At 71.9% G+C, this 26,211-nt stretch carries 31 protein-coding genes and 1 pseudogene; 5 read left to right on the plus strand and 27 right to left on the minus strand.

The genetic code is table 11. The features are described from left to right. The 7 genes and pseudogenes from AOK15_RS44895 to AOK15_RS08885 all read right to left on the minus strand — a co-directional run. Window positions 1–225, minus strand: a pseudogene (locus AOK15_RS44895) (TerD family protein); the annotation flags it as partial. A 115-nt stretch (window positions 226–340) separates the two neighbouring features. Continuing rightward, window positions 341–514: an Rmf/CrpP fold protein gene (locus tag AOK15_RS45550; RefSeq protein WP_167738802.1), complete on the minus strand. Its 174-nt coding sequence runs from the start codon at window positions 512–514 to the stop codon at window positions 341–343. Between the two features lie 12 nt (window positions 515–526). Then, window positions 527–2,746: a phage minor capsid protein gene (locus tag AOK15_RS08870; RefSeq protein ID WP_240508360.1), complete on the minus strand. Its 2,220-nt coding sequence runs from the start codon at window positions 2,744–2,746 to the stop codon at window positions 527–529. Between the two features lie 692 nt (window positions 2,747–3,438). Next, window positions 3,439–4,914, minus strand: a complete 1,476-nt coding sequence (locus AOK15_RS08875; RefSeq protein ID WP_055514556.1) for a phage portal protein — start codon at window positions 4,912–4,914, stop codon at window positions 3,439–3,441. Beyond that, a complete protein-coding gene (locus tag AOK15_RS44900; protein WP_157870194.1) occupies window positions 4,914–5,081 on the minus strand; it encodes a hypothetical protein in 168 nt (55 codons plus the stop codon). The genes AOK15_RS08875 and AOK15_RS44900 overlap by 1 nt, the downstream gene beginning before the upstream one ends. Window positions 5,082–5,094: 13 nt before the next feature. Next, complete coding sequence (locus tag AOK15_RS08880) at window positions 5,095–6,327, minus strand: PBSX family phage terminase large subunit (RefSeq protein ID WP_055514558.1); 1,233 nt, start codon at window positions 6,325–6,327, stop codon at window positions 5,095–5,097. Next, on the minus strand, window positions 6,317–6,844 hold the full coding sequence (locus tag AOK15_RS08885) for a helix-turn-helix domain-containing protein (RefSeq protein ID WP_063798960.1): 528 nt from the start codon (window positions 6,842–6,844) through the stop codon (window positions 6,317–6,319). The genes AOK15_RS08880 and AOK15_RS08885 overlap by 11 nt, the downstream gene beginning before the upstream one ends. A 65-nt stretch (window positions 6,845–6,909) precedes the next feature. On the opposite strand from AOK15_RS08885, the gene AOK15_RS44905 reads away from it, so the two are divergent. Continuing rightward, window positions 6,910–7,146 (plus strand): hypothetical protein, encoded by a 237-nt coding sequence (locus AOK15_RS44905; RefSeq protein WP_157870195.1) that lies wholly within the window; start codon window positions 6,910–6,912, stop codon window positions 7,144–7,146. 155 nt (window positions 7,147–7,301) lie between these two features. Here the strand turns inward: AOK15_RS44905 and AOK15_RS08890 are convergent, their stop codons facing one another. From AOK15_RS08890 to AOK15_RS44915, 19 genes are all read right to left on the minus strand, one after another. Beyond that, a complete protein-coding gene (locus AOK15_RS08890; protein WP_055514560.1) occupies window positions 7,302–7,595 on the minus strand; it encodes a hypothetical protein in 294 nt (97 codons plus the stop codon). A gap of 86 nt (window positions 7,596–7,681) precedes the next feature. Beyond that, complete coding sequence (locus AOK15_RS08895; protein WP_055514562.1) at window positions 7,682–8,209, minus strand: hypothetical protein; 528 nt, start codon at window positions 8,207–8,209, stop codon at window positions 7,682–7,684. Window positions 8,210–8,267: 58 nt separating this feature from the next. Further along, a complete protein-coding gene (locus tag AOK15_RS08900) occupies window positions 8,268–8,612 on the minus strand; it encodes a hypothetical protein (protein WP_055514565.1) in 345 nt (114 codons plus the stop codon). Window positions 8,613–8,681: 69 nt separating this feature from the next. Then, a complete protein-coding gene (locus tag AOK15_RS08905; RefSeq protein ID WP_055514566.1) occupies window positions 8,682–9,035 on the minus strand; it encodes a hypothetical protein in 354 nt (117 codons plus the stop codon). Window positions 9,036–9,088: 53 nt separating this feature from the next. Beyond that, window positions 9,089–9,949, minus strand: coding sequence for a hypothetical protein (locus tag AOK15_RS08910; protein WP_055514568.1), 861 nt, complete (start codon window positions 9,947–9,949; stop codon window positions 9,089–9,091). Window positions 9,950–10,109: 160 nt separating this feature from the next. Beyond that, window positions 10,110–10,952, minus strand: a complete 843-nt coding sequence (locus AOK15_RS08915; RefSeq protein WP_055514570.1) for a hypothetical protein — start codon at window positions 10,950–10,952, stop codon at window positions 10,110–10,112. A gap of 17 nt (window positions 10,953–10,969) precedes the next feature. Further along, window positions 10,970–11,476 (minus strand): hypothetical protein, encoded by a 507-nt coding sequence (locus AOK15_RS08920; RefSeq protein WP_055514572.1) that lies wholly within the window; start codon window positions 11,474–11,476, stop codon window positions 10,970–10,972. Next, entirely contained in the window at window positions 11,473–11,691 is a 219-nt protein-coding gene (locus AOK15_RS08925) for a hypothetical protein (RefSeq protein ID WP_055514574.1), read from the minus strand. The genes AOK15_RS08920 and AOK15_RS08925 overlap by 4 nt, the downstream gene beginning before the upstream one ends. A gap of 149 nt (window positions 11,692–11,840) precedes the next feature. Then, window positions 11,841–12,356, minus strand: coding sequence for an HNH endonuclease signature motif containing protein (locus AOK15_RS08930; protein WP_055514576.1), 516 nt, complete (start codon window positions 12,354–12,356; stop codon window positions 11,841–11,843). Between the two features lie 126 nt (window positions 12,357–12,482). After that, window positions 12,483–12,650: a hypothetical protein gene (locus AOK15_RS45555; protein ID WP_167738803.1), complete on the minus strand. Its 168-nt coding sequence runs from the start codon at window positions 12,648–12,650 to the stop codon at window positions 12,483–12,485. After that, window positions 12,647–13,126, minus strand: a complete 480-nt coding sequence (locus tag AOK15_RS08935; protein ID WP_055514577.1) for a hypothetical protein — start codon at window positions 13,124–13,126, stop codon at window positions 12,647–12,649. Before AOK15_RS08935 ends, AOK15_RS45555 begins: the two co-directional genes overlap by 4 nt. Then, entirely contained in the window at window positions 13,123–13,806 is a 684-nt protein-coding gene (locus AOK15_RS08940; RefSeq protein WP_055514579.1) for a zinc finger domain-containing protein, read from the minus strand. The genes AOK15_RS08935 and AOK15_RS08940 overlap by 4 nt, the downstream gene beginning before the upstream one ends. After that, on the minus strand, window positions 13,803–14,759 hold the full coding sequence (locus AOK15_RS08945; protein ID WP_055514582.1) for a hypothetical protein: 957 nt from the start codon (window positions 14,757–14,759) through the stop codon (window positions 13,803–13,805). Before AOK15_RS08945 ends, AOK15_RS08940 begins: the two co-directional genes overlap by 4 nt. Before the next feature lie 72 nt (window positions 14,760–14,831). Further along, window positions 14,832–15,365 carry a hypothetical protein gene (locus AOK15_RS08950; RefSeq protein ID WP_055514584.1) on the minus strand — a complete coding sequence of 178 codons (534 nt, stop codon included), beginning with the start codon at window positions 15,363–15,365 and terminating at the stop codon, window positions 14,832–14,834. Next, entirely contained in the window at window positions 15,362–16,897 is a 1,536-nt protein-coding gene (locus tag AOK15_RS46610; RefSeq protein ID WP_240508361.1) for a DNA cytosine methyltransferase, read from the minus strand. The genes AOK15_RS08950 and AOK15_RS46610 overlap by 4 nt, the downstream gene beginning before the upstream one ends. Before the next feature lie 50 nt (window positions 16,898–16,947). Continuing rightward, a complete protein-coding gene (locus AOK15_RS08970) occupies window positions 16,948–17,373 on the minus strand; it encodes a hypothetical protein (protein ID WP_240508363.1) in 426 nt (141 codons plus the stop codon). Then, window positions 17,370–17,723: a hypothetical protein gene (locus AOK15_RS08975; protein ID WP_240508365.1), complete on the minus strand. Its 354-nt coding sequence runs from the start codon at window positions 17,721–17,723 to the stop codon at window positions 17,370–17,372. Before AOK15_RS08975 ends, AOK15_RS08970 begins: the two co-directional genes overlap by 4 nt. Before the next feature lie 67 nt (window positions 17,724–17,790). Beyond that, entirely contained in the window at window positions 17,791–17,982 is a 192-nt protein-coding gene (locus tag AOK15_RS44910; protein WP_055514592.1) for a hypothetical protein, read from the minus strand. Then, a complete protein-coding gene (locus AOK15_RS44915) occupies window positions 17,979–18,221 on the minus strand; it encodes a hypothetical protein (protein WP_157870196.1) in 243 nt (80 codons plus the stop codon). Before AOK15_RS44915 ends, AOK15_RS44910 begins: the two co-directional genes overlap by 4 nt. A gap of 212 nt (window positions 18,222–18,433) precedes the next feature. On the opposite strand from AOK15_RS44915, the gene AOK15_RS08990 reads away from it, so the two are divergent. The 4 genes from AOK15_RS08990 to AOK15_RS09005 all read left to right on the plus strand — a co-directional run bounded on the left by AOK15_RS08990 (window position 18,434) and on the right by AOK15_RS09005 (window position 22,734). Next, window positions 18,434–18,886, plus strand: coding sequence for a helix-turn-helix domain-containing protein (locus AOK15_RS08990; protein WP_055514596.1), 453 nt, complete (start codon window positions 18,434–18,436; stop codon window positions 18,884–18,886). Between the two features lie 18 nt (window positions 18,887–18,904). Then, window positions 18,905–19,270, plus strand: a complete 366-nt coding sequence (locus AOK15_RS08995) for a hypothetical protein (RefSeq protein ID WP_055514598.1) — start codon at window positions 18,905–18,907, stop codon at window positions 19,268–19,270. Beyond that, window positions 19,267–21,000 (plus strand): recombinase family protein, encoded by a 1,734-nt coding sequence (locus AOK15_RS09000; RefSeq protein WP_079058378.1) that lies wholly within the window; start codon window positions 19,267–19,269, stop codon window positions 20,998–21,000. Before AOK15_RS08995 ends, AOK15_RS09000 begins: the two co-directional genes overlap by 4 nt. Before the next feature lie 75 nt (window positions 21,001–21,075). Next, entirely contained in the window at window positions 21,076–22,734 is a 1,659-nt protein-coding gene (locus AOK15_RS09005) for a long-chain fatty acid--CoA ligase (RefSeq protein WP_205632100.1), read from the plus strand. Window positions 22,735–22,870: 136 nt separating this feature from the next. Here the strand turns inward: AOK15_RS09005 and AOK15_RS09010 are convergent, their stop codons facing one another. After that, complete coding sequence (locus AOK15_RS09010; RefSeq protein ID WP_055514601.1) at window positions 22,871–25,270, minus strand: response regulator; 2,400 nt, start codon at window positions 25,268–25,270, stop codon at window positions 22,871–22,873. Window positions 25,271–26,211 lie beyond the last annotated feature (941 nt).

The raw sequence follows: 26,211 nt of genomic DNA on the forward strand, positions 1-26,211 counted from the left end.
CGGGGCGGGTGCGATCGGGGCGGGCGGCGCGGTCGCCGGTTCCTGGGCGGGTGCCGGTGCGGGCGGCGCGGCCGGCTGCTGCGGCGCGGCGGGCGGCGTCGGGGGCGCGGGCGGAGTGGTCGCGGTCGGTGCGGGCGCGGGCGGGGTCTGCCCGCTCGGCTGGTTGCCGGGGTCGCCCTGCTGCTGTCCGCTCGGCGCGGTCGAGGCCGGGGCTGGGGTCGTCATGGGTGCACTCCTGGTGCGGTTGGGCCCGCTGGGGCGGGCGTCAGGGCATGAAAAAAAGGGGGGCCCGCGCGGATGGCGGGCCCCCCTTCGGGGGTCGTGCTGTCGGTGGCGTGTGCTAGCTGGTCGTCTCCGGCTGGGACGACACGGGGCGGGTCTCGGCGTAGCCGCGAATCCACGCGGTCCGCAGCGTTGCCGTGCTCGGGTACGGGCATGACGTCGGCGGGTCGCCCCGCTTGCCGGCCTCGCGACCGGCCGTGACTGCCCTGACGATGTCCTCGCGCGTGCCCACGCTGCGCCCCCTCTACCTCTTGCTCTGCTGGTCGGACTCGTTCTTGCGGGCGCCGTCGGCCCATCGCTGGGGCTTGCCGACAACCGACTCGATGAACTCGGCCTGAGTGAGCCGGCCGTTCGCCGCCCACCACTCTTTCAACTCGTCGGACGCGCGCGCGTACGCGATGCGCGCGGGCCCGCTGAACAAGGAAACCGGGTTGATCCCGGCGGCGCGAGCCTTCTTGTTCAGCAGGTAGCCGTTTGTGTCGTTCTCGGCCTGTAGGTACTGGCGATACACGTACTCGTCGTACAGGGCGCGGGCCTCGCGGCGGGTGATCGTGTGCCGCTCGTCGGTGTCGCCCCCGTCCTCTTCGTGGGCGGCGGCGACGGCGGCGGCCTCGGCGGCGAACGACTCGTCGTCGGCGAGGCGTCCCCAATCCTCCGGGTCCGGCGCGGGCGCCATGGCCTCGGCGAGGGCGTCGCGGTCGGCGAGCAGGTCGGCGACCGGGTCGCCGCTGTCGGCCGGCTGCGGGAGGTCGACGGCGTCGCGCTGGTCCATCTCGGCGGCGCTGCTGAGCACTTCCTCGCTGGTCGCGTACTGCATGGCCCATGCGAGTTCGTCGTCGGACACGTCGGCGAGGTCGTCGAGCAGGCGCCCGCCGGGGAACAGGCGGGCGAGCAGGTCGCGGCGAGCGGCCTCGGCGGCGATCAGGGCGAGCGTGTCCGGGTCGGCGTCGCGGGCGCGTGCGGCGAGGTCGTGGTCGGACAGGCCGACCAGGTCGGGGGCCACCCCTGGCAGCTGGGCGGCGCGGTCGCGCCGGTCCATCTCCGCCATGACGCGCAGTGCGTCGCCGTCGGTCAAGTGCCGGTACGCCCGCGCGAGTTCGGTGTCGCTGAACCCGGCGAGGTCGTCGGCGAGGGTGCCGCCCGGCGCGATGCGGGCGAGCAGGTCGTCGAGGTCGCGGCGGTCGGCCTCGGCCTCGATCCGGGCGCGGGCGCGGTCGTCGAGCAGGCGGGAACGCTCGGCGGCGGCGAGCTGGTCGTCGCTCATCTCGCGTACCGACTGGTCGTCGCCGGACCACACGCGCGCGGCCTCGACCTGCTCGGGCGTGGCCTCGGTCCGCTTCTCGGGGAGGTTCGAGGCGCCCGGCTGCTCGCGGTGTCTCAACCGTCGTAGGTCGGGGTGGGCGGCGAGGTGCGACCGCATGGCGCCCTGCCACTGCCTGACCTTGAGTCGTGCGGAGCGCTGCGCTGCGGGCGTGACGGCGGCGGCCTCGCGGCGCTTGTGCTTCCTGATGTGCCGCTCGATCGCCCGCTGTCGCTGTCCGGCCTCGTATCCGGCGGGGTCGCTCTCGGCCTGCTCGATACGCGTCAGGCCGGGCGTGTACGCCGACACACTGTGTCGGCAATTCGGGTGCTGGAACCCGGCGAGGCGAGCCTCGTCGAGGGTGCCGGCGATCCGTACGGGGATCATGCGGCCGTCGTCGATGGCGTGCTCGACCTCGACCGTGCGCTCGCCGGTCGGGCCGTCGATGGCCAGTACGCGGCCCTCCCACGGGCGGCAGAGCGGGCACTCGCGCGGGGCGTCGCTGACGATGACCAGGTCGATACCGGCGTCGGACAGGGTCCGCATGTGCGCCTCGGTCGCGGCGCGGGCGACGGACGTCCGTACCGCCATTTCGGCGTAGCTGGTGAGCTGCCAACGGCGTCCAGCGCGGTCGGTGAACGCGCGTATGCCCTCGTCGGCGAACCGGCGCATGGCGTCTTGGGTGGCCTGTCGGCGGGTGCCGGTGCCGAGTAGAGGTGTGGCGGTGACCTCGGCGACGATCGCCCGGAACCGGTCGACGACGGCACGCAGTATCGAGCGGTGCGTCGAGGTGACGACGTCGACCGTTTCCCGTGCGAGGCGGTCGACGGCCTGAGCGTTGGGGGTCACGTCGTCGACCAGCCGGCGCGCGTCGTCGGACAGGGCGCCGAGCTCGGCGACCGCGGCGCGGTGTCCGGTGTTGTACGCCTCGGCGACGACGTCGAACACTTCCAGCGTGACCGCCGTGCCGAGTTCGTCGACCACGGCCCGTGAGGCGCGGCGCAGCTGCTGAACGGCGGCGAGCTTCCGCTCGACCCAACCGGGTGCGTCGAGGCCGGCGGCGAGCTGCCGGGCCACGATGCCCAACAGCCTTTCCTCGGCGTCCGCGTACAAGTCGCGTGTGTGCTCGGCGAGGTCTTCGACCATGCCCGGGTGAATCGGCATGCATCCCCCCATGTGGCGTTCGTCACGATGGGACTTGCGAGAACTGCCGAGGTGTTCCGAGGTGTTCCGAGGTGTTCCGAGGGGTGCACGACAGTGAATCTGGAGCATTTCGGAAATAGGGAACCTGGGGGGCGTACGCCTGGTGTGTGCCTGGTGTGTGCCCGTCCCTCCCAACTCCCCCTCGACCGCTTATGCTTAGGCCCGTCACCACCCGTGACCCCCGCGTTCGCCTCGCCGCGATCGTCGGCGAGGGCCCTGGACCCCAGGGCACTTTGGGGTCACTGGAGGTGGCGGACGATGAAGCGTCGCGAGGTACGCGGCAGGCGGAAGGGCAAGCGGAAGCCGGGCAATCGGCTGTCGTGGGTCGACTGGCTGCCGGTCATCAGGCTCATCATCGAATGGCTGCTGCGGTAGGGCTGGCACAGACAGCTCTGACGTGATCCCGTCGGGTACGGTACGGAAACTCAGCAATGAGCCCGGCCGACTGCTGCGCGACCGGGCTCACTAGCTGCACACCACGGCAAGGGCCTGATGTCTGGGGGCAACCAGGCATTGGGCCCTTCGCTGTGCAGAACACAGCGCACATGGTGTTTCACGTGAAACAGTACCTTGATGCAGACAACCGAGGAAAGTTATACGCGTCAAAATCGGTTGTGACGTTACCGATGACAATGCTGATGACATTGCCGATGTCAGTTCGGAAATGAACCGACGGGGTCGGGCGCGGCGGCGCCGGTCTCGGCGAGGATCGCCCGTACCTCGGCCTGTACTGCGGTGTCGTCCCATGTCGGGTTAAGGATCTTCACCTTCGTTGCCGTACTGACGGCCCCGGCGCGGTTGAGCAGGTCGAGCGTGGTCGCCGTCTGCTCTGCCGATTCCGCGACCCCGTCGCCGAACTCCACCCGTGGCCGTACGGGCGTGATCCTGCTGCCGAACAGCTTCGCGTCGAGCTGCAACAGGACGTGCACCATGTCGGCCACGCCGTGTCGCCAGTACCCGGCTTTCTTCCGGCGGGTGACCATCGAACGGGCGTCGCGGCTGTCGACCTGGGTCGCGGTCACCGGCTGCCCGTCGCTGTCGAGGCCGAACGACTGGGGCGAGTAGCCGGCTGCCTGTGCGGCCTGCCGCATGATCGCCTCGGACGTCTCGCGGTGCTCGGTGACCCTGATGTCGAACTGGTTCAGGGTGATCCCGGCGCCCTCGTTCGGCGGCATCTTCAGGGAGTGCCAGACTTCGCGGTCGTCGTCGAACGACGCCCCGCGCCCGGCGCCCTCGTTGCGTAGGTACCCGTCGGGGACGATCAGACGGGCGCGGGCGAGGCGGATGTCGCGCATCCACGATGTCCACGTTTCGTCGAGGGCGTCGAACTGGTCGTAGATCGGTGCTGCGTAGTCCGAGCGTCCGACCGGCGAGCCGCGAAACAGCCGGTTGGGCAGCATGTTGGGGATGTAGGCGGCGGTGAGCTGCTGAATGCCGGTCGTGATGGTGTCGCCGTCGGCGTCGAGGCTGTCGACCAGGTCGGCCGTGTCGGGGTGCTCGGTGAGTGGCACCCGGCGGCCGATGTTGTCGGCGGTCCCCTGGTACATGGCGTGCACGATGCGGCCGGACTCGTGCCGCTCGAAGTGCCGCCATACGGTCGAGGTCGTCGAACCTTCCAGCTCACGCCAGAAGTTGACGGCCCGCAGCAGGCCGAACCGCCACTCGGGTACGGCTCCGTCGGGCTGCATGACGGTGAGCAGGGGGCGCGGTACTAGGTCGCGGTCCCACGTCACCCGCAGGAACACCCCGGACAGGGCGGCGGCCTGCTCGGCGGCGCCGAGGAACACCTGTTGGGCGCGGCCCTCGTCGAGCAGCTGGTCGAGGCGTTCCTGTGTCGCGGTGTCCTCGACGGTGATCGTCGGCATGTCCGCGAACAGCAGGTCGGCCGACGTGCTCGCGATGTCGCCGGCGAGGGGGACGTGTAGCCGGTGGTCGCGCCGGTCGGCGCGGTGTGCGAACGACTTCCGGCCCCACAGACGACGACGCTCGGTGGGGCGCGGATTGTTGGTGTAGACGCGGGCGAGGCGCTTACGGTCGCCGCTGTACCACGCGTCGTCGAGGCGCATCGCGTCGTAGTACGGGGCCCATGCCGGGGGCGGCCACGCGGCGCCGTTGTCGGGGAGTGCCATCACCCGCCCCCTTCCTGCGCGGTCGCCTCGCACGCGTCGGCGGCACGGCGGAACAGGGCGGCGAGGGCGGGGCGTACCTGCTCGCCGGGGGCGAGGGTCAGTTCGCCTACCTCGACGGTGTGCTCGCCGACGGTGAGGGATACGGGAAGGGTGAACGCTGCGGCCATGGCGGCGGCCTCCTTACGCGGCGAGGGTGAGCAGGTGCCGCCATTCGTGGGCGGTCGAGTGGATCACGTACCTGAGCGCGTCGCACGAGTGATCGTTCGCCTTGACGGGCTTGTCCTCGCCCTTGTCGGCGGCCGTCTCGTCCCACACGTAGCCGGGCAGTTCGTCGAGCAGTCCCTCGCACGAGCGGTGTATGCGCAGCAGACCGGCGCCGAGCAGGTTCGCCACGGACCGGATTCCGTCCACCACTTCGTTGGAGGCGCGGGCGACGCCCTCGTACGAGTCGGCCCACAACTGCGTGATGAACGACGCCGCGCTCGGGTCGATGAACGTCCACTCGGGGGCGACGCCCTGCTCGGCAACCCACTTGCGCAGTGCGGCGCTGTACTGGGCGTCGGTCATCTGCCGGTGCGCGGTGCGGGAGTCGTGGCGCCACTCGGCGCACGCGTACAGCCGGCCGTCGACCCCCTCGCCGAGCAGGATCGCCGAGGTGGCGTTCACGGTGCCGTAGTCGACGCCGATCCAGTACCGGCGCATGGCCGGCAGGGTGTCGACGACGTGCTCGGCCTCGTCGAACATGTCGTAGATGGCGCCCTCGGCCTGGACCCACAGGCCCAACACGTTGCGCTTGTAGAACAGGCCGGTGTGCGTCGACTTGATCCGGGCTTTGTACTCGGGGTCAAGGCCGGGGTTGTCGTCCAACTGGAAGTGCCACGACCTGAGTCGGGCCTCTTCCGGCCTGAGCAGGTAGTCGCGGCGTAGCCAGTGATTCGGATTATCCGGGTTGGTGGTCGCGAAGATCTTCGACCCCGGCACGCTGCAACGCGCGGTGAGCTGGTCAAAGAACGACTTGGGGAGCGTGGTCGCCTCGTCCACGTACGCCCCGGCGCACGTCAGTCCCCTGACCTTCGGCTCGGCCTGGGCGTCGTTGGCGCCGAGGGCGTGGACGGTACGGCCGAGGACGGTCGCGGTCGCGGCGCCGCTGGTGTAGTGGACATCTTGGGCGACCTCGCCGAACACGTCGGGGTTCGTGAGCGGGCCGAACACGTTCCGGGCGAGGCTGTCGCGGGTGCGCCCGACCATGACCAGTTCGCCGCCGGTCGGCGGGTCGGCGACGTACCCCAACCACCGGAGCAGGCTCGCGATGGTCTTCCCGGACCTGACGGAGCCTTCCCAGAGGTTGAGGAACGCCGCGGCCTCGACGATCGAATCGACCTGCTTCGGCGACAGGCCGAGGTCACCCGTCATCGTCGCCGTCCGATGAACTGCTGTGCCGCTCGGCGTAGTTGCGGGCGAGTCCTTCCATGAGGCGCCCGATCACGGACCGGGAGCGCTCGCCGGCCTCGTCGCGCGGCGGGGCGAGCTTGAGGGACCGGTCGAGGGCGGCGCCTGCGGTGGCCATCATGGTGCGCCGGTCGGCGGGGGTCGGCTCGTCCTGCCACTTCTGGGCGTAGGTGTGATCCTTCCCGCCCCACTCGAAGTAGAGGTGTGGCTCGGTCATCCTGCCGATTTCGCGCTCGGCGACGTCGTGCAGGGTGAGCGCGAGTTCCGCACGGCGCGCGGCGAGGTCGGCACGGCGTACCCGGTTGGCGACCTCGACCTCGGCGGCGCGGTCGAACGTGAGCGGCGGGTCGCACGCTGCGGCGATCTTCGACACGGTCGAGGGCGACCGGCGGATCGCTCGGGCGATCTCGTTCCTGCTCTTGCCCTGGGCGTGCAGTTCGCGTACCTGCTCGCGGTCGCGGTCGTCGATGGGGCGTCCCACGGGCGGTCACCTCCTGCCGCTGAGGGGGCGCGCGGGGAAGCGCAACGGAACAATGAAGGTGGGGCGTGGGATTGGAGGACGCCATGCCTGGTCAACAGCAGAGCGAACAGGAAGCGGTGGAACGCGCAGCAGATGTAGCACTTGCTGAAGACCGGCCCGTGACCGTTGAAGGCTTCGGGCTGATAGTCGCGCCAGACACAGTCATGACGGAAGGGATGGCCAACAACCAGGCCACACCAGCTACCCGGACACTGCGCCGCGCGGACGGGCGCACGGTGTACGTCTACAAGTGGAGCGGGTGACCAATTCTGGGCACGCCGAAGACGGGCCCCACTTTAGGTCACGGAACGATAACGGCGCAAGCGGCTTGTACGACGCACGCGCGCGGGCGCATGACGCCCTCGCGTCCGGACGCGCGCACGCGCCCCGCCGTGTCGTACAGCGGGGCGCGCAGCTGTCATACGTCCTGGTCAGGCTGTCGGACGGGCCGGTGAGGCTTGACGTTCGCCGTCACGATCTCGGGCGCGACGCCCGTCGGGACGATCCCGCGCTTCCATGCTCCGTCGTACACGTTGGCGAGGATGAGTAACGCTTGTCGGACGGCGGCGGACGCGTCGCAACCGGTCTGCATGATGACGCGTAGGTCGTCCCACATCCCTTCGTCGAGGATGCGCACGGACAGGGACCGGCCGACGTCGGGCGGGAGGTTCGGGGCCTTGGTCGGCTGCTGGGTAGGGTTGGCGGTAGCCATCGGTTAGGGGTCGCTCCGATCTGGTGGTCAGGGCCCGCCCATACGGTTTGTGAGGAACCGGGCGGGCCCGCGCTGTGTGTGCGGGCCTACTGCTCGTCGGTGGTGGGCGGGCTGACTCCGTCGGGGTCGGCGGCGCGCTGCTCGCGCAGAATCGCGTACACCCGGGACTCGGTGAGGCCGACCTCTTCGGCGATCTGCGGAACGTCCTTACCGCGGTTGGTCTCGGCCATGACGACCAACGGCGTCGCTGCCTTGGCGGCCTCCCCTGCGAGGCGCAGCGCGCGCACGTCGTCGAGGGTGAGTTCGTCGGCGAGCTGGGCGAGGTAGCTGGTCCGCTGCTCGCGCTGGGCGTAGTGCTCGGCGATCTCGTAGACGTATGCGAGGGGGTCGGCGTCGGTCGGGTTCGGGTCACCCGCGAGGGCGCGGTCGGCGACGATCTGCCGTTCGTGCTCCGTGATCAGGGCGAACAGCTGGTCGCGGAACTTCTCGGTTGCTGGCTGGTCGCTCGCCGTCCGGTGGCGCCGTGCGCGTCGGCTGATCTCGACCGACGAAAGCGGCCGGACTTCGGGCTCGCCCTCGTCGGGGCTGGGCTGCTGGTGGTCGCTGGTGCTCAACTGGTGGTGCTCCTGTCGGTGGTCGGGGCCCGCCCTCGGGCGAGGGCGGGCGGGGCGGTCAGGCGGCGAACAGGGCGACCTGTTCGGGCGCGTGCGGTACGCCGTCGAGGGTGAGCTGTTCGGGGCGGCGCGGTCGCCATGGCGCGGGCGTCCTCAGCATGCCGGCGGGCTCGACGGCCTCGACCTCGGCCTCGGTTCGCCACTCGGCGGCGACGGCCTCGGCCTCGGCGCGGTCGCGGGCCTCGGCCCGTACGCACCGTTTGCACAGCTGCCACCCGCGCACGGCGGCGAAGATCCAGTTACGCCCGCCCGCGCGGCGCCCGCAGTACAGCTCTTGGGTTCCGGGGCGGCGGTAGTGACCGGTCGTCTTGCGGGCGGCGCCGCGCACTGCGTAGGGCTCCACAGGGGTTCGCTCCTCGGCGGGGCCCGCCCTCGGCGGGGCCCGCCCTCGGCGGGCGGGCCCCCTCGGCGGTCAGGCGGCGGGGACGATCAGGACTGGGGCGGCGGCGGGCCACGGGTCGCACACGTCCCACGGGTTGTCGTCGCCGAGGTCGACGACGGGGCCCTCGTGGTCGGCCATGGTGGCGCATGACCCACACCCGCACGTCGGGTTGTAGGGCTTGGGGCGGGCGGTGTACTGGTCGTTGAAGTAGTCGGCGGCGGGCATGCGGCCCTGGGGGCCGCTGAACGACGCGAGGACGGTGTCGCCGTCGGCGACCTGGTCGGCGCGCACCATGCGGGCGGCGGCGGGGTCGACCAGCAGCGGGGCGTGGTCCTCGTCGGCGGAGTACGCCGTCACGACCACGGGGAAGAACTCGACGAACATCGTGTGTCCCTTCGGGCGGGGGCGCCCGCGCGGGGCGCCCCCTCGGTGGTCGGTCAGGCGCGGGCGTCGAGGATGTGGGCGCGGGCGGCGAGCGCGGCCGTCTCGATCGTCTTCCACTTGCCGTCGAGGTTGTCGAGGCCGCCGTACGGGGCGCGGATGATGGCGACCTCGATCGGGCGGTCGGGGTAGATCAGGGCGCGGGGCTCGCGGTCCTCGAACAGGACGGCGATCCCCTCGTCGTTCCAGCCGAGGACCCAACCCATGGTGCTGACGTGCGGGTACTCCTCGCGCTCGTCGTCGTCGAGCAGGGCGTCGCGGAAGCGGCGCGGCAGGAAGGTGATCAGGCGGGTGGGGCGCAGCTTCTCGACGGCGAGGGCGAACGCGTTCTCGCGGGTGCTGATGCCCGCGCCGAGGTAGTCGCGGCTGGGGTAGATGTCGCCCTCGGCGGGGATCTTGGCGACGGCCCAGTACCCGTCAAGGGGCTTGCTGGCCGTGTTGAAGACGGCGAATGTGTCGCCGTTGAACTCGAACGTGGAACGGCCCTCGGCGTCGGGCTCGGCGAGCTGGGGCTCGGCGGCGGCCTCGCGGTGGTGGGTGCCGTCGCACTCGGCGGCGCGATCGGTCTCGGCGCAGTCGCACGGGCACCCGCAGTCGGTCACGGGGCGCACGAAGAACACGAACGCGTCGACCGTGTGCTCGCCGACCAGTTCGGCGACGGTCTCGCACTTGGCGAGGCGGTCGTACAGCTCGTCGAACGGAGCGTCGTCCTCGACGTCCTCGGCGACTCCGGAGATGTCCCCTTCGAGCCAAGCGAAGATCTCGGCGACGTCCTCGCCGATGCACTCGACCCGGTACTCGGAGTCGAGGCCGATCTCGTGAAATCCCACGTGGTAGCGCGTGCGGTTGGTGTTCATCGGGGGTCGCTCCCTTGGTTGGTGTGGCGGGTGAGGTCCGCCGTGCTGTTGTGGGAGCACTGTAACTACTTCTGAAGCGACTTCACAAGCGGGTTCACAAGTTGGTTCACGGATGGGGCGCCCAGCAACGGCCGGGCGCCCCGCGCGAGTTGGCCGGTCCCTACGCGGCCGGTCGCTCGCGAGCCTCGGCGAGGGCGGCCCACAGGGCGACCAGGTCGGCCCCCCGCCACACTCCCGACCGGCGGCCGTCGGCGGGCGCGGTGCACGCTGCGCCGGTCGAGCAGGCGACGACCGGCTCGCCCCCCGGACGGGTCCGGCCGGTCAGGCTCCCCCCGCACCACGGGCACGCCTTGGCGAGGGCCGTCGTGCGGCCGTCGCGGCCGAGGGCCCGCTCGACGGAGCGCCGGGCTCGCGCGGCGGTCGCGGCGACCTCGTCGAGCAGGCGGGCGGGCATCGGCTCGAACAGGTCGCCGTACTCCTCGCCGAGGGCCCGGCCCTCGACCCACACGGCGGCCCAGTGCAACCCGAACGCCCGGCTACCGGCCGAGGCGGCGCTCGCCGGTCCGGCGTCGCGGTGCGTGGGCGGGTGCCACCGTGCGGGGTCGGCGGCGTCGGCCTGGTCGGGGACGAACCGGCCCCGGCTGTCGCGCGCCGGTCGTATGGAGCGCTGCACCTGCTCGGCGACGGCGTCGGCGAGGTCGAACAGCTCGCGCTCGACCTCGATCGCGGCATCGAGGGCGTCGAGGTTGAGCGGGGCTGGGTGCTCGCGCAGCAGCAGGGGGAGCCGGCCGACGGCGGCCTCGACCGGCTGCTCGCCGTCCTCGGCGTGGTCGGCGGCGGCGAGCTGGTCGAGGAACCCGGCGCACTCGCGCGGGGGCCACTCGGCGGCCGGTCGGCGGCCGACGGCGGCGAGCAGGTCGCCCCACTGCTCGCGTACGGCGGCGAGGTCGACGGCGGCGCGGCGGGCGACCGGCGGCGCGGCCTGGGCGAGGGGGGTCGTCATGGTGGCTGCTCCTGTGCTCAGTGCTGGGCGAGGGCGTCGCGGACGGCGTCGTACGCGTCGTGCAAGCCGTTGGCGTACGCGAGGCCGTTCGGGAGTCCGAGGCGGGGCCGGGGCGTGGTGGGCAGCAGGGCCCGCACGGCGTCGGTCTGCCGAACCGCGGTCCGGAAGGTATCGAGGGCGCCGGGCCCGAACACGGCCCGGTACGCCCGTAGTTGCTCCTCGGCGTCCGCGGCGCGCTGCTCGGCCTCGGCGCGGTCGCCCTCCAACTCGCGTACGACGGCGTCGGCCGCTTCCCGGTGCTGGGCGAGTGCGCGCGTGCTGCCGGCGTTGGCCTTACGGCACTCGTCGGCGGTGCGCTGCTCCTCGGCGACGTACTCACGCAACAGGGTGGCCTCGGTGGGGGACAACCGGCCGCGTTCAGCGCGGGCGAGCAGGACATCGAGGGCGGCGCGGCGGTCGCGGCGAGCGTGGTCGCGGCCCTTCGTACGAGAGTGCCGACGGCGTCGGGCGGGGGCGTTCGTCACTGGTGGTTCTCCTGGGCTCGCTCGGTGAGGGCCGAGCAGGTCGGGCACTGGTCGGGGCGGGCGCAACCTGTGCGGGCGAGGCGCAACAGGGCGCGGTCGGCGCGGGCGCGGCGGCCGGCGAGGGGGCCGGGGTCGCGCCGGCATGCCCTCAGGCCGAGGGGCACGCCGGACGCGAGGACGGCGGCGACGGTGGCGAGACCGGCGAGGCTGCTCACGCGAGGGCCTGCTCGCGGTGAGTGTCGAGCGAGGCGACGGCGACGGCGTCGGGAATGCGGGTCATGGGGTGGTGCTCCTGTCCTCGGGTCGGAGGGGGCGGGGCGCTGCTCGCGCGCGCGGGCGGGTCCGCGTCCGGACGCGCGGCCGGTCACGCGGCCTGTGCGAGGGCGCGATCGGCACGGCGGCGAATGGGCTCGACGGTGGCGAGGCGGGCCTCGCGCTGCTCGGTGCGTTTGGCGCGGGCGGACGCGTTCTTGCACTTCCGGCACTTCCGCGTTCCGTTCTTCGCGCGGATGGTGTTCGCCTGGTCGTAGGCGTGGTCGGCCGGGCAGTGCGTCACGGCGGCGCGAGCGGCGACGTGGTTCGCCGAGCGAAGGATGTTGACGCGGTGCGTGACGGCGTCGAGGTGGCCGGGGGCGACGCACTCGCGGCGGCGGCACCGGTGGTCGACCTCAAGACCGGCGGGTATCGGGCCGTTGGCCTGCTCGTACGCGTAGCGGTGGGCCTTGACCGTGCGGCCGGCGACCCAAAAAGTGCCGTAGCCCTTCTCGTTCTGGGCGCCGTCCCACAGATGGCAGGGGCCGGGGCAGTCCCGGCGGAGTGACCAGGGGCCGGCGGTGTTCACCTTGTCGGCGAACCGCTCGGCCGGGGTGGGCCGGTCCATGGTGGCTACCTCCGACGGGAAGTCGTTCCGAATGTTCTTTCACGGTTGGTTCGTTCCTTCCAGGGTTGGAACATAGTGCACAGGGGGCGGCCTTGGTCACTCCGATTTCCGCCCCCGGGCGCGGTGTTACGCGGCTGCGGGGCGGTCGTCGGCCTCGGCGAGGACGATCGTCCATCCCATGGCGACCAGTTCCTCGACGACTTGCTCGGCCACGTCCCCGGCGGTGTCGAGGCCGTTCCCCCGTGCGTTCTCGACGCCCGCGCGTACGACGGCGAGGGCGGCGGCGGGGATCATCGCTGCGCCCCGGTGACATGGCGGGCGTCGCGGCGGCCGCACTGCTCGCGGGCGACCGGCGGACACACCATGAGCCGCGCGAGACCGGCGCGCTCGCGCTCGGACTTCTCGGCGGCGGCGATGCGGGCGGCCTCTTCCTGCTCGGCGCGGTGCCGCTCCTCGACGGCATGGCGGCGCTGCTCCTCCTCGGCGGCACGGCGCTCGGCGAGCAGGGCGGGGCCGTCCACTTCGAACCAGGTCGACCACCAGCCGTATCCGTGGTGCTGCTCGACGACCACGTACGCGCCCTGCTCGGCCATGTTCCGGGCGATGCGGCGGGCGGCCTTGCGGTCCTGCGTCGGCTTGATCGCCGGGCGGTCCGGATGCTGGTCCCACGATCCCGTGATCCGGTACCCGCTGTTGTTTTTTGTGCGGTCAGTCGCGCTCGCGCGGCGTCGGTGCGGGGCGCGCTCGGGGTGCTTCCTGCGGCTGGTCATGCGGCCGGCTCCTTCGGTGCGTGGCGGCGGGCGGTGGCGAGGTCGAGGCGCGAGGGGTGGGCGGTGCGGCGCGGGTTGCGGCGGTGGTTCACGCAGGGCTCCCCGGCGCGGGCGTGGCAGTGCACGTGCGGGCACGCGACGTCGAGCGGGTCGGGCAGTCCCTCGACGGCGCGGCGTTCGCGTTCGGCGCGGCGCGGCCGGAACTCGGCGAGGGCCTGCGCGACGGTGCGCGGGACGTAGTCGCCGAGGGCGGCGAGGCGTTCGGCGACCTCGGGCGCGGGCCCGCCGGTCAGTTCCCGGAACGTCGCGGCGGTCGCCGTGCCGGTCGCCACGGCGTTGCGGGTGCCGAGCAGTTCGGCGCGGTACGCGGCGGGGTCGTCCGGGTCGGCGGCGGGCACGGGGTCGTGGTGGCGGTCGACGACGTCGCGGCGGAAGTCGTGCCACGGACGGGACACGTCCGACGGCTTGATCGGGTAGGGCGAGGTCGCGATGTGGTGGCGCACGACCTGTGCGGCGTCCCAGTGGCGGCCGTTGGGGTGGGGGGCGGTCGTGGCGACGTCGGCGAGCAGGTCGGCCCACTGGTCGAGGGTTTCCTCGGCGGCGGCCTGGTCTGCGGGCGCGGTGCGCGGGTCGAGGCGCACGGCGTACGCGAGCAGGGCCGCGACCTCTTGGCGGTTCACTGGGCGGACTCCTTCGGGTCGTCGAGGGCGGCGGTACGGAACAGGTCGGCGGCGCGCTGCACACGGCCGGGGCGGGCGGCGTCGAGCGGGATCACGTCGGCATCGGGCGAGGTCGGGGTACCGGTGGGCACCGGGGGGAGCGCGGTCCAGCCGGGCAGGAAGTACCGGACCGACCGAGGGCGGGAGCGGGCGCGGCGCCACTGCTCGCGGGCGTGGTCGACCAGGGCGGGGACGGCGGTCCGCTTCACGATCGCCTCAAGGCGGAACCATTCGGCCTCGGCGAGGGACCACTCGACGACGACGCCCGCGGCGGTGAGCGCGTCACACAACGGCCGAAGGTTCACCGGCACGGCGGGGGTCGGGCCGTAGCTAGCTTGCTGTACCTCCGTAGGAGGTACAGCAGGACGGGACGGGTCGGGTCGGGGGGACCGTGACGGGTCCATACCGTCACGCTGTGACGGGTCGCCCTGACCTGCGATGTCTTCCGGAAACTCGATCTGATTCGCGGACGGTTCACGATTTTCGGGCGACGGATCGTCGTCGATTCGCTCACGATTCGCCGACGGATCGAGCGGATTACGCTCCTGGTTCCGCTGTTCGGCGGCGCGTTCGCGGGCCCGCTGCTGGCGCTCGGCAGACCTCGCGCGCTCATCCTCGACGCGCGCGCGGGTGGGGTTGTAGATCAGGAAGTCGTGCATCACGTAGTCGCCGGGGGCCGGCTGCGCGCACCGGTCGCAGCTGTGCCCGTGGGCGTGCCACAGACCGGCGGCGACCAGCTTCCGGGCCTGCGGCGCGGTGCCGTACAGCTGGGCGACGACGCCCGGAACCGTGCCCTCGGTGAGGTGCTGGGCGGCGTAGGCGCCCGCCTTGACCCACAGGCCGACGGCGGCGTTACCGGCCTTGAGCGTCTTGGGGTGCCCGTAAAACGTGTCGTCGACTTTGAACCAGGTCACAGGGGTTGTGCTCCTCGGCATGGGGCGCCCGGGGCGAGGGGCGTCGGCGGCTCGTCCTCGCCCCGGGGCAGTTCAGGCGGCATCGGTCACGTACGGGCGGGTCCGTGCCGGCTGGTGCTCCTCGCACCGTGGCCCGCACGGATACGGCCGTACCTCGGAGTCGTGGCACGTCGGGTTGCCGTGTCCACAACTCGGCTTGCTGGCAAGCCGGTTGCACTCGGCGCAGTACCGGCGGCCGTCGGCACGGTGGCGACCGTGTACGGCCTGGTCGTGCTTGCACTTCGGCGGCCGGTGCCGCATGCCCTTGACGTCGGCGAGGGCGGCGCGCTCGCGCTTCCGGGTCTCCTGGTCGTCGACATGGGCGGGCGAGCAGCAGGTCGGCACGTCGCATGACGGGGAGACGTTGCCGGCCGGGGCCCGGCCGTGCCACAGGATGAACGCGGCCTGAAACGCGGTGTACGACGTGCCCTTGTGCTGGAACCGGCCCCCGCCCTTGGCAGGGGTGCCGGTCCATTCGCGGTGTCCGCCCTCGGTCTCGCGGGTGCGCTTGAGGAACGCGAGGGCGAGGTCGACGGAAACGCCCCGTACGGGCGTGGCGGCGCTCATGCGGCCAGTCCGAACCGTGCGGCGATCCCGGCGCGGTGCAGTAGGAACCGCAGCGCGTACGCGGCCTGTTGCGGCACGACGCCGTTCCCGAGTGCCTTGAGCTGGGCGGGGCGGGACAGGCCCGGTACGCCCGTGACGTGGGCGAGGGGAAGACCCATCATCCACTCGACGAACGCCGGGGTCAGGCGGCCTCGATCGTCAGTTGGCCGGGGTGCCGGTCGGCCCGTGACCGCTTCCCACCGTTCGACGGCTGGGGCGTACTCGCCCCAATCGACGCTGCCGCGTTCGCCAGTGTCGGCGTCCCGTCCCCGTACTTCTGGTTCGGGCTCGCCTTGGTTCCGTCGCTCGCCCTCGGGGTCGGGTACATCGGAATGACGACCTCGGACAGGGGCGGCCGGAACCCCTCGCTCGACCGGCGGCCCGGCGTCCCGGTGTCGCTCGCCCTCGGCGTCGGTAGCAGGTGCTCGACCTCGTCGGCGAGTGTCGGACCATGCCCGCCCCGCTTCCTCTTCTCCGGATGCTGCGACCCGCCGCTCATCCCCAGTGAGGCCGTCGGCGTCTTCAGCAGCTGCACGACCGCCGGTAGGCCGTCCGGGTGTCCCTTCCCCCGGCTGTCCCTCGCGAGGGGCGTCGGAAGCTGCGCGATGCGCGCCCGCAAGGTGTCGTTGCGGTTCCCGTCCGGGGTCCCCGGCCCGTTCCACTCGCTCGTGGTCGGCGTCGGCAGCAGGCCACGCGATGATGAAAACGCGCTCACGCTGGTGCGGGGCCCCGACGTCGGATGCGCGCTGCACGTGCCATTCCGCATCGAACCCGAGGTCGGCCAAGTCGCCGAGTACGGCGCCGATAGCTCGAAGAGTGTCGGCGTCTCCGCCGTCCGCATCCACAGGCGTTCCGTCGGGTCCCACACCGCGAACGGCCTTGGCTGAGAGAAGACCGCGGACATTTTCGATCACCACCAATCGGGGCTTGAGTACGGATATGGCGTGCGCGACGTGGAACCACAGGCCGGAGCGGGTTCCCTTGATCACGCGCTCGGGTGGCGGGCCCGACGGGTCGGCGAGGTCGCGGGCGTTGAGTTCGGCGACCGCGGCGGCGGCCACCACACCGGACAGGCGCGAGGGAACGGCGCCGGACGGCGCGGCGGCCTCGCACGTCGTGAGGTCGTGGTCGCCCCAACGGCAGTTCCCGCACAGCAGGACGCCGGCGGGTACGACGGTGTCGCCGATCAGGCCCGCGCGCTTGCCGGCGAGGCTCACGTCGGTGCAGGGGAAACCGGACGTGAGGACGTCGACCGGCTCGACCTCCGACCAGTCAACGGCCGTGATATCGCCGTGGTTTGGAACGTCGGGCCAGTGATGGGCGAGGATGCGCGCGGCGTACTGGTGTTTGTCGCCCGGTTCGTACTGGCAGTGCCACGCCACGGACGCGCCGAGGACGTCGCAGACGGCCATGTCGAGGCCGCCGTATCCGGAACACAGCGACCCCACCCGCAGCGCGTCGCCCTCATCGATGGCGAGCTGTCCCGGCACCATCTCGACGGCCCGCTCGGCGAGCAGCTTCCCGACCGTGTCGAGGGTGAGACTCACGCGGCCTCACCTCTGCCGAGGGACGCCGCGTTGCGCATCCGTGCGGCGAGGCGGTGGGTGATGAGACCGGCGCGGGGGTCGACGTACACGGCGAGGCGGGCGATACGACGGGCGAGGGTGAGCGCGTCGTCGGGGCCGAGCAGATCGTCGAGGTTGTCGGCGGGCGGCGCCTCGGCGAGCAGGGCCTCGCGGCTCCCGTCGGCCTCGGCGGCGCGAATGGCGCGCTCGTGCTCGGGCATGTCCTCGCTCACGACGGCGTGATCGAGGCGGACGACGTTCGCCCCGTGGTGCGTGAGCAGGTGGCCGACCGTGTCGGGGTCGGCGGTGTACGCGACGGCGAGTGCGTCGAGCAGCTGCTCGGCACGGTCGGCGATCGGCAGACGGACGGCGAGGCCGTCGGCGGTGAGCGTCGGACGGATCATCGGCGCAGCTCCTCGGGCATGACCGGTGTGTCGACGGCGAGGGCGCCCGTGATCGCGTCGTAGACCTGCGGTCGGGTCCAGTCGGCGGCGGGGAACATCCGCAGCAGCAGGCCGCGGGCGGCGCGGTGCGCGTCGCGGTCGGCCTTGACCGGCCCGCCGAGGGCGTCGCCGAGGACGACCCACGTCGTGAGGCGCTGCTCGCCGTCGTGTTCGGTCCGTACAGGGGCGGTCCGCACGCGCACGGTGCCGGGGGCGATCTGGTCCAGCTGCCGGGCGATCACGGCCGTGCGGATGGTGTGCTTCTCGGCGTCCGCGCTCGGTGTGGCGGCGGTACGCTCAGGGGTGTTCACGATCGGTACCTCTCGGGGTTCGGTCGGGCGGGCCGTCCGGGCGCAATCCGGGCGGCCCGCCGTGTTTTCAGGCGGCGGCGCGGTGCTCGACGGCGGGCGCCTGCCGTCGCTGGTCGCGTTCGAGGCGGCGCAAGATCAGTTCCGTTGCGGAGTCGAGGCGACCGGCGGCGCGGTCGCTGTCTCGGCGGTCGCGGGCGGCGTCGAGGACACGGCGGGCGTTCGCGAACGCCTGCTCGCGGGAGATCACGGGGCCGGTCATGCGGCGGACCGCTTGACCAGCTGGCCGGCCGAAACGCCGTAGTGCTCCTCGACGGCGGCGGCTACGTTCGCGCTCGGGGCGGTGTGCCCGTGCCACAGGCGCCATGCGGTGTTCCGCGCAACCTTCAACCGGCGTGCGGTGTCTGACGGTTTGTGATCACCCGCTTTGCGGGCGGCGGTGACCAGGGCCTCGCGGTCATACACGGCATCGTCCTTTCGTGGTTGGTTCACTCCTTCCATGGATGGAACGTAGCATGATGGAACGTGTGGGGAAACTGTGAAGTCCTGCCGCTTCAAAGTGCATTGACACTCGGCATATGCCCGACAACAATCGGTCACCTGTTCGAGTGCGCCGCCGCAGTTCAGGGGGTGAACCGTGTTAAAAGTGTGCGATCAGGACAGGTTCAAGACGGCCCGTAGCCGGACCCATCCATGCGCGGTATGTTCCATCCATGGAACAGAACAACCAGCCGGGGAGCGACAAGGCGACCCCTGCCGAGTTCGCGCGATGGCTCCGCGATCAGCTCGAACGGCGCGGCTACGACATGCGACCCAGGGGCGGCGGACAAAGCCGGTTCGTCGCAGATTCGGGCCTGAGTGTTGGCACGATCAGCCGCATTCTCAACAAGCAGGGCGCGCAGGACATCAAGGTTCTGGAAGCCCTCGCCCACGCCCTTGATCTGCCGCTCGCTGAGGTGCTGATCGCCGCCGGCGTCCTCAGTCGCCGAGAGCTAGCCGACGTCCAAAACCCCGCCCCGCGCCCCGACGGTCCACTCACGCCAGAGCAGGCCGCAGAGGAAATGGGCATCGAGGACCCCGAGGACGTCGCGCATTTCGTCAACACAACCGAGTTCCTGATCAGGCGCCGCGCCAAGACTCGCAACGGACGCGCCGCCGAGAATTGACGCACGGAGGCACCGCAAGTGACCCACCGATTCACGCCCGCATTCGCTCTACTGCTGCTTCTGGCGGGGCAGTCCGCGGGCGTCCTCGGCCTGCTCGGTGACAACGATGCCTTATGGCAGGCCGGGCTGTTCATCACCCTTACCGCTGTCCCGCTGCTCATCGTCCGCACCGTCCACAACTCCCAGCAAGCCACCACCGACCAGCTCGCCGACGCCGACCGCGCCGGATACGTCCGCGCCCTCGACCACGTCGCCCGCGGTCTGCTCGACGCACCCACCCCGCCCGAACCGGGCCACAGGGAGGACCGCGCCGAGCAGGACGCGGGCAACGTGATCACGCTTCGCCCGAGCCATGTTCGACCAAGCGAACGGAAGGCGCAGTGACAACAGCGCAGTTACCAGCCACTTTCAGAACGAAACAGCTCACGCCGTATGTCGGCTACATTCGGGTATCCACCTGGAAAGAGGAGAAGATCAGCCCCGAACTCCAGCGCAAGGCCATTCTTGATTGGGCCAAGCGAAACGGGTCGGAAATCACCGAGTGGATCGAAGACCTCGACACGACCGGCCGCAACTTCAAACGCAAGATCATGCGGGCGATCGAGATCGTCGAGAAGGGGCGCGAGAAGGGAATCGCCGTATGGCGGTACTCCCGCTTCGGCCGCGACCGCGCCGGAAACGCGATCAACCTCGCGAGGGTCGAAACCATCGGCGGACAACTGGTCAGCGCCACCGAACCCGTTGACGCGACGACGGCCATCGGCCGGTTCCAGCGCGGCATGATCCTTGAGTTCGCCGCGTTCGAGTCCGACCGCATCGGCGAGGCATGGGCGGAGACGCACCAGCACCGCCGTGCGAAGGGCCTACCGGCCACCGGCCGCCCACGGTTCGGGTACATCTGGCACCGCCGATGGAACCCCCGAACCGAGACCCTGCAAGAGGAGAAGTACGAGCCCCATCCCAACCTCGGGCCCATCGTCGCCGAGTTGTACCGGCGATACGCCGACAAGACCAAGCCCCAGGGTTTCAGTGCTCTGTGCGGGTGGCTCAACAAGCACGGCTATCGCACCACGCGCGAAACCCTGTGGAGCACGCCGACGCTCACCCGCTACATGGACAGCGGCTTTGCCGCCGGCCTGCTGCGCATCCATGACGACGAATGCAAGTGCAACGGGAGGAAGACAAACGGAACGTGCCCGAACTACTTCCTTGTTCAGGGCGCGCACGAGGAACTGATCGATTGGGACCTCTGGCAGGCGTACCGCGCCAGACGAAAAGAAGTGCAGAACACCCCACCCCGCGCCCGTAACACCCTGTACCAACTCACCGGCCTGGTACGTCATGGAACGTGCCGAGGCGGTACCAGCATGACCACCGCACGATGGAAGACCACTGGGGGCAAGCCCTACAACAAGCCCGGATACGCCTACCGCTGCACACTCCGCGCGCAGGCCGGTAGCACGTCGTGCGACAGCCTGTGGATTCCACGCACGGAGGTAGAAAGCGAGGTCGAGAAGTGGCTCAAGCGCGAGGCCGCCCCCGGCATCGACACCGCGCCGCCGACCGAGAACACCAACGAACCACAGGTCGACGAGCGGGCTCTCGCCAAGCAGGCACGGGGCAAGCTGCAAGGGGAGTACAGCACGATCGAGGCATCTCTCACCCGCTTGATCATGGACGCCAACGACAACCCCGAGAAGTACCCGGCGGGGGCGTTCGAGCGGGCACGCGACACGTACCTCGATCGGCAAGAGAAGATCAAGAAGCAGCTTGAAAAGCTGGTCGACGTCGAGGAGACGCCCAAGCGGTCAGACTTTGACCGGCTGGTCGTCGGTGTAGCCCAGGAGTGGCGGACGCTCAACACCACCGAGCGGAACGCCATGCTCAAGCAGCTGGTACGCCGTGTCGCCCTTGTGCGTCGCAAGGACGAGAACGGCGAGCCCATACCCGGCGCCGAGGGCGTCGAGGTGCAGGTTCATCCCCTGTGGGAGCCGGACCCGTGGGAGCCGGCTCGTATCTGTCGAGGACAGTTCGGCACCGTTACGGCTGGTCTGTGGCTCGCTGCTGAGCTGTGGACACGTCCCGACACCTGGGAACAGATTCCCCCGAGGTAGTGACATACCGAGTGGTATGCCCCGAGAATCGCGAGCAGGCAATACGGCTGCGTATCTCAATGGGGAGGCCCACCGGTGTACGGCACGATGCAAGATGTACCACTGTTGATCTCGCGCATTCTGGAGCACGGGCGAAGCATTCACGGTTCGTCGCAGGTCACCACATGGACCGGCGAGGCCGAACCGCACCGCCGTAGCTTTGCCGAGATTGGCAACCGCGCCGCCCAGCTGGCTCACGCACTCCGCGACGATTTGGGAGTACGCGAGGACGATGTTTTGGGCACACTGATGTGGAACAACGCGGAGCACGTCGAGGCGTACTTCGCGATCCCCTCCATGGGAGCCGTCCTCCACACCCTGAACCTGCGCCTGCCCCCCGAGCAGCTCGCCTGGATCGTCAACCACGCCGCCGACCGGGTGATCATCGCCAACGGCTCGCTGCTCCCCCTCCTCGCGCCGCTCCTCCCGCACCTCAAGCCGGTGGAGCACGTCGTCGTGTCCGGCCCCGGCGACCGGTCGCTGCTCGCCGGAGCGAGCGTCCAGGTGCACGAGTACGAGGACCTGATCGCCGGCAAGCCGACCACGTACGACTGGCCCGAGCTGGACGAGCGCTCCGCCGCGGCCATGTGCTACACCTCCGGCACCACCGGCGACCCCAAGGGCGTCGTCTACTCCCACCGCTCGATCTACCTGCACTCCATGCAGGTCAACATGGCCCAGTCCATGGGCCTGACGGACGCGGACCTCTCCCTCGTCGTCGTCCCGCAGTTCCATGTGAACGCCTGGGGCCTGCCCCACGCGACGTTCATGACCGGCGTCAACATGCTCATGCCGGACCGGTTCCTACAGCCCGCCCCCCTCGCCGAGATGATCGAGACGCAGAAGCCGACCCACGCCGCCGCCGTCCCCACCATCTGGCAGGGCCTGCTCGCCGAGCTGCACGCCCGGCCGCGCGAGGTCTCCTCCCTCACCCAGGTCACCATCGGCGGTTCCGCCTGCCCGCCCGCGCTCATGGAGGCCTTCGACAAGCTCGGTATGCGGGTCTGCCACGCCTGGGGCATGACGGAGACGTCCCCGCTGGGCACCATCGCCCGGCCGCCGGCCCATGTCGAGGCCGGTTCGGAGGAGGAGCTCGCGTACCGCCTCACCCAGGGCCGCTTCCCCGCCTCCGTGGAGGCCCGCCTCACCGGCCCCGGCGGCGATCGGCTCCCCTGGGACGGGGAGTCCGCCGGTGAACTGGAGGTCCGCGGCCCCTGGATCGCAGGTGCGTATTACGGCGGCCAGGGCGCCGAGCACCTCCGGCCCGAGGACAAGTTCAGCGAGGACGGCTGGCTGAAGACGGGCGACGTCGGCACGATCAGCCCGGACGGCTTCCTCACCCTCACCGACCGAGCCAAGGACGTCATCAAGTCCGGCGGCGAGTGGATCTCCTCGGTCGATCTGGAGAACGCCCTCATGGCCCACCCGGATGTCGCCGAGGCCGCTGTCGTCGCCGTGCCGGACGAGAAGTGGGGCGAGCGCCCGCTGGCCACCGTCGTGCTGAAGGAAGGCGCCCGCACGGACTTCGCGGCGCTGCGGTCCTTCCTCGCGGAGGAGGGCCACATCGCCAAGTGGCAGCTGCCGGAGCGCTGGACGATCATCGAGTCCGTCCCGAAGACGAGCGTCGGCAAGTTCGACAAGAAGGTGCTGCGCAGGCAGTACGCGGACGGTCAGCTGGACGTGACGCAGATCTGACGGGATGACGCAGATCTGATGGACGTGACGCAGATCTGAGGATCCGGCGTCCGACCAATGGCTTGGGGCACTGTTTCACGTGAAACAGTGCCCCAAGTGCTGTTGTGGGATGGACTCACTTCGTGTGTCGGCGGCCTCAGTTGGTGCCGATGCGGGCCAGGAGGTCCACGATGCGGGTCTGGACGTCCGGACTCGTCGAGCGTTCGGCGAGGAACAGGACGGTCTCGCCCGAGGCCAGACGCGGGAGTTCGGCCTGGTCGACGGCGGCGGTGTAGACGACGAGCGGGGTGCGGTTCAACTGCCCGTTCGTCCGCAGCCAGTCGATGATCCCGGCCTGGTGCCGGTGGACCTGGAGCAGATCCATCACCACGAGGTTGGGTCGCATCTGCGCGGCGAGGGTGACGGCGTCCGTGTCGGACGCGGCCCGCGCGACCTGCATGCCCCGCCGTTCCAGCGTGGCGGTCAGGGCGAGCGCGATCTCCGCGTGCTCCTCGATCAGCAGGACCCTCGGCGGATGCTGCTCGGAGTCACGCGGCGCGAGCGCCTTCAGCAGGATGGCCGGGTCGGCCCCGTAGGCCGCGTCACGTGTCGCCTGGCCGAGTCCCGCCGTGACGAGCACGGGCACCTCGGCGGCCACCGCGGCCTGGCGCAGCGACTGAAGGGCCGTACGTGTGATGGGTCCGGTGAGCGGGTCGACGAAGAGGGCGGCCGGGTAGGCGGCGATCTGCGCGTTGACGTCCTCACGCGAGTTGACGATGACAGGCCGGTAGCCGCGCTCGCTGAGCGCCTGGTGGGTGGGCACGTCCGGAGCGGGCCACACGAGCAGCCGGCGCGGGTTGTCCAGCGGCTCCGGCGGCAACTCGTCGTCCATCGGCTGCGGCTGGGGCCGGTCGGGAACCTCCACCGCCCCGCCGGGCCCGTCCAACGGCTCGGGCCCTTCGTCCGCGTTCTTGTCCGGGGCCCCTATGGCGTACGAGCGCCCGGCCCCGTCGGTGTTGCCCACCAGCCGGGACTGCCCGGCGAGCGAGGGCTGCGGCGGCAGAGGCACCTGTCCGGCGAGTGAGGCGTGGGGCGGTAGCGGTACCTGCCCGGCCAGTGAGGGCTGGCCCGGTTGAGCGGGCAGCGGGGTCTGCCCGCCGCCGTTGCCCTTGGCCTGTCCGGGCTGCGGGTGGGGGCGCGCGGCCGACTCGGGGCGGTCACCGGCGGGTTCGGGCGGCGTACCGAGCTTGCGGCGCCGACCGGAACCGCCGGGCTGGTTCGGGGCCGGAGTGGATCCCGGCTGGGGCTGGCCCTGCGCCTGAGGGGCGCCCTGGCGGGCGAACGGGACACCCTGGCCCAGCGTTCGCACGCTGATCGCCCGCCCCTGCGTCGAGTTGGGGTCGAGCGAGGCGACGGGCCCGGCGGTCGGGGCGGCCTCGGCGGGCAGCGGCTGCGCGGCGCGCGGCTGCTGCACGGCACGCTCCGGCGGCAGCGGGGTCCCCGACGACGGCGTCGACTGCGGAGGCAACGGAGCCTGCGCACCGGCCACGGGGACACCCGCGCCGGAGCTGTCCTGACCGGGGTCGGGCCAGGACTGGGGCTGCGCCTGCGGCGTGGCGTGGGCGGGTTGACCGGCGCCGGGCACGCCCTGGGCGGGCACCGGCTGCGGGGCACCCTGAACACCCGGTACGGCACCGTGCACGGGGCCAGGCCGGCCGGGAGCGGCGACCTGCTGGGGGGTGCCCTGGGCCGGTACGGCAGCGGCCTGCGCGGCGGCCCCGGGGACACCCTGGCCGGGCACGGGCTGCGCGCCCGCGCCGGGAGCGCCGACGGGCTGACCGGGCGCCGGTGCCGTGGCCCCCATGGGCGGGCCGGGGGCGGCGGCCTGGGCGGGCACCTGCTGAGCCGGACCGGCGACGCCCTGCGGCGGTACGGCAGCGGCCTGCGCGGCGGTGGCCTGTGCTGCGGTGGCCTGCGCGGCGGTGGCCTGCGCGGCGGCCCCGGGAACACCCTGGGCGGGCACCGGCTGCGGGGCGCCCGGCAGGCCCTGGGCGGGGATGGGCTGGCCGGCAGCCGCGGCCTGCGCCGGGGCGGCCGCCATGGGAGCACCCTGGGCGGGGACGGGCTGCGGCGCCGGGACGCCCTGCGCGGGCACCGGATGTGGTGCCGTGGCCCCCTGCGCGGGCACCGGCTGGCCCGGAACCATCTGCGGAGGGACGCCCTGCCCCGGCGGCACCTGGGCAGGCCCCGGCTGCTGCCCGGCGGCGACCTGTGCCCCGGCGCCGCCCTGCTGTGCGGCGGGGCGGACGGCGCGGCGGCGGCCGGTCGGCGTGGGCAGCGGATGCGGCTGCGGCGGGGTGTGGTCGTCCGCCGGGTTGTGCAGCGCGGCGTCATGGCGCCCGTCGTCCGCACCGCCGGCGGGAGCCCTCGGCACCTGACCGGCGACGACCGCCTGGCCGACCCCGGGCGCCTGCGCGGCATCCGCCACCGGCACGGCACCCTGCGCGGCGGCGACACCGGGCACCCCGGCGTCCTGGACCTGCGGCGGAGCCTGCACCTGGCCTTGAACCTGGCCCTGAACCTGCGGTTGCGGCTGTGCCGCCTCACCCGCTGCCTGGACCTGGACCTGAGCCTGAGCCACGGGCTGGGCGAGCCCGGCGGCGGGCACGGGCCCCGCGACAGGCACGGGGCCTGCGGCGGGAACCGGGCCCCCGACGGGCACCATGCCTCCAGGCGGCACCGGCCCTGGCATCGGCCGCCCGGGAGACACAGGACCCGCCCCCGGCATCGGCTGCCCGGCAGGCACGGGCCCAGCGGCAGGGCCCGGCCCCCCGCCAGGTACAGCCCCGGTCATCGGCACGGGCCCACCGGCGGGTACGGCCCCACCAGGCGGTACGACCCCTCCGGCGGGCACCATCCCCCCGGCCACTGCGGCTCCCTGGCCGCCCTCACCGTCGTACGCCTCTGCTCCCGGGGCTCCCGGGGCTCCTGGGACGCCCTGCGAACCCTGCGCAGGCCCCGAAGACACGGCCACAGCCCCGGCAGGCACATCCGGCACATCCGGCGCACCCGGCGCCGCAGGCACCGGCACCGGACCGAGCCCGGCGTTCTGCGCGTACTCGGGTCCACGGTCGGCCTCGGCCGGCGGCAGCGCGAAGACGGCACGCCCGGCGGGCTCGGCGGCGGCCCGCTCCTCCGCCTTGGCCAGCGCACGACGACGACGCCCGGTGGGCTGGCCCTCGCTCGTGTCACCGGTCGCGGCGTCGGGCGAGGCGGTCGTGGCGGGCCCGGCGGGCAGCGCGGGAGGCAGCGCGTTCTGCGCGGCGGGCGCGTCGCGAGCCCGCCGCGCAGAACGCGCTGCCTCCCGCGCTGCCCGCCGGCCCCGCCACGACCCCCTCGCCCGACGCCGCGACCGGTGACCCGAGCGAGGGCCAGCCCACCGGGCGTCGTCGTCGTGCGCTCGCCAATGCGGACGAGCGGGCCGCCGCCGAGCCCGCC

The sequence above is a fragment of the Streptomyces ossamyceticus genome, assembly GCF_001418475.1.
Lineage (GTDB): Bacteria > Actinomycetota > Actinomycetes > Streptomycetales > Streptomycetaceae > Streptomyces > Streptomyces ossamyceticus.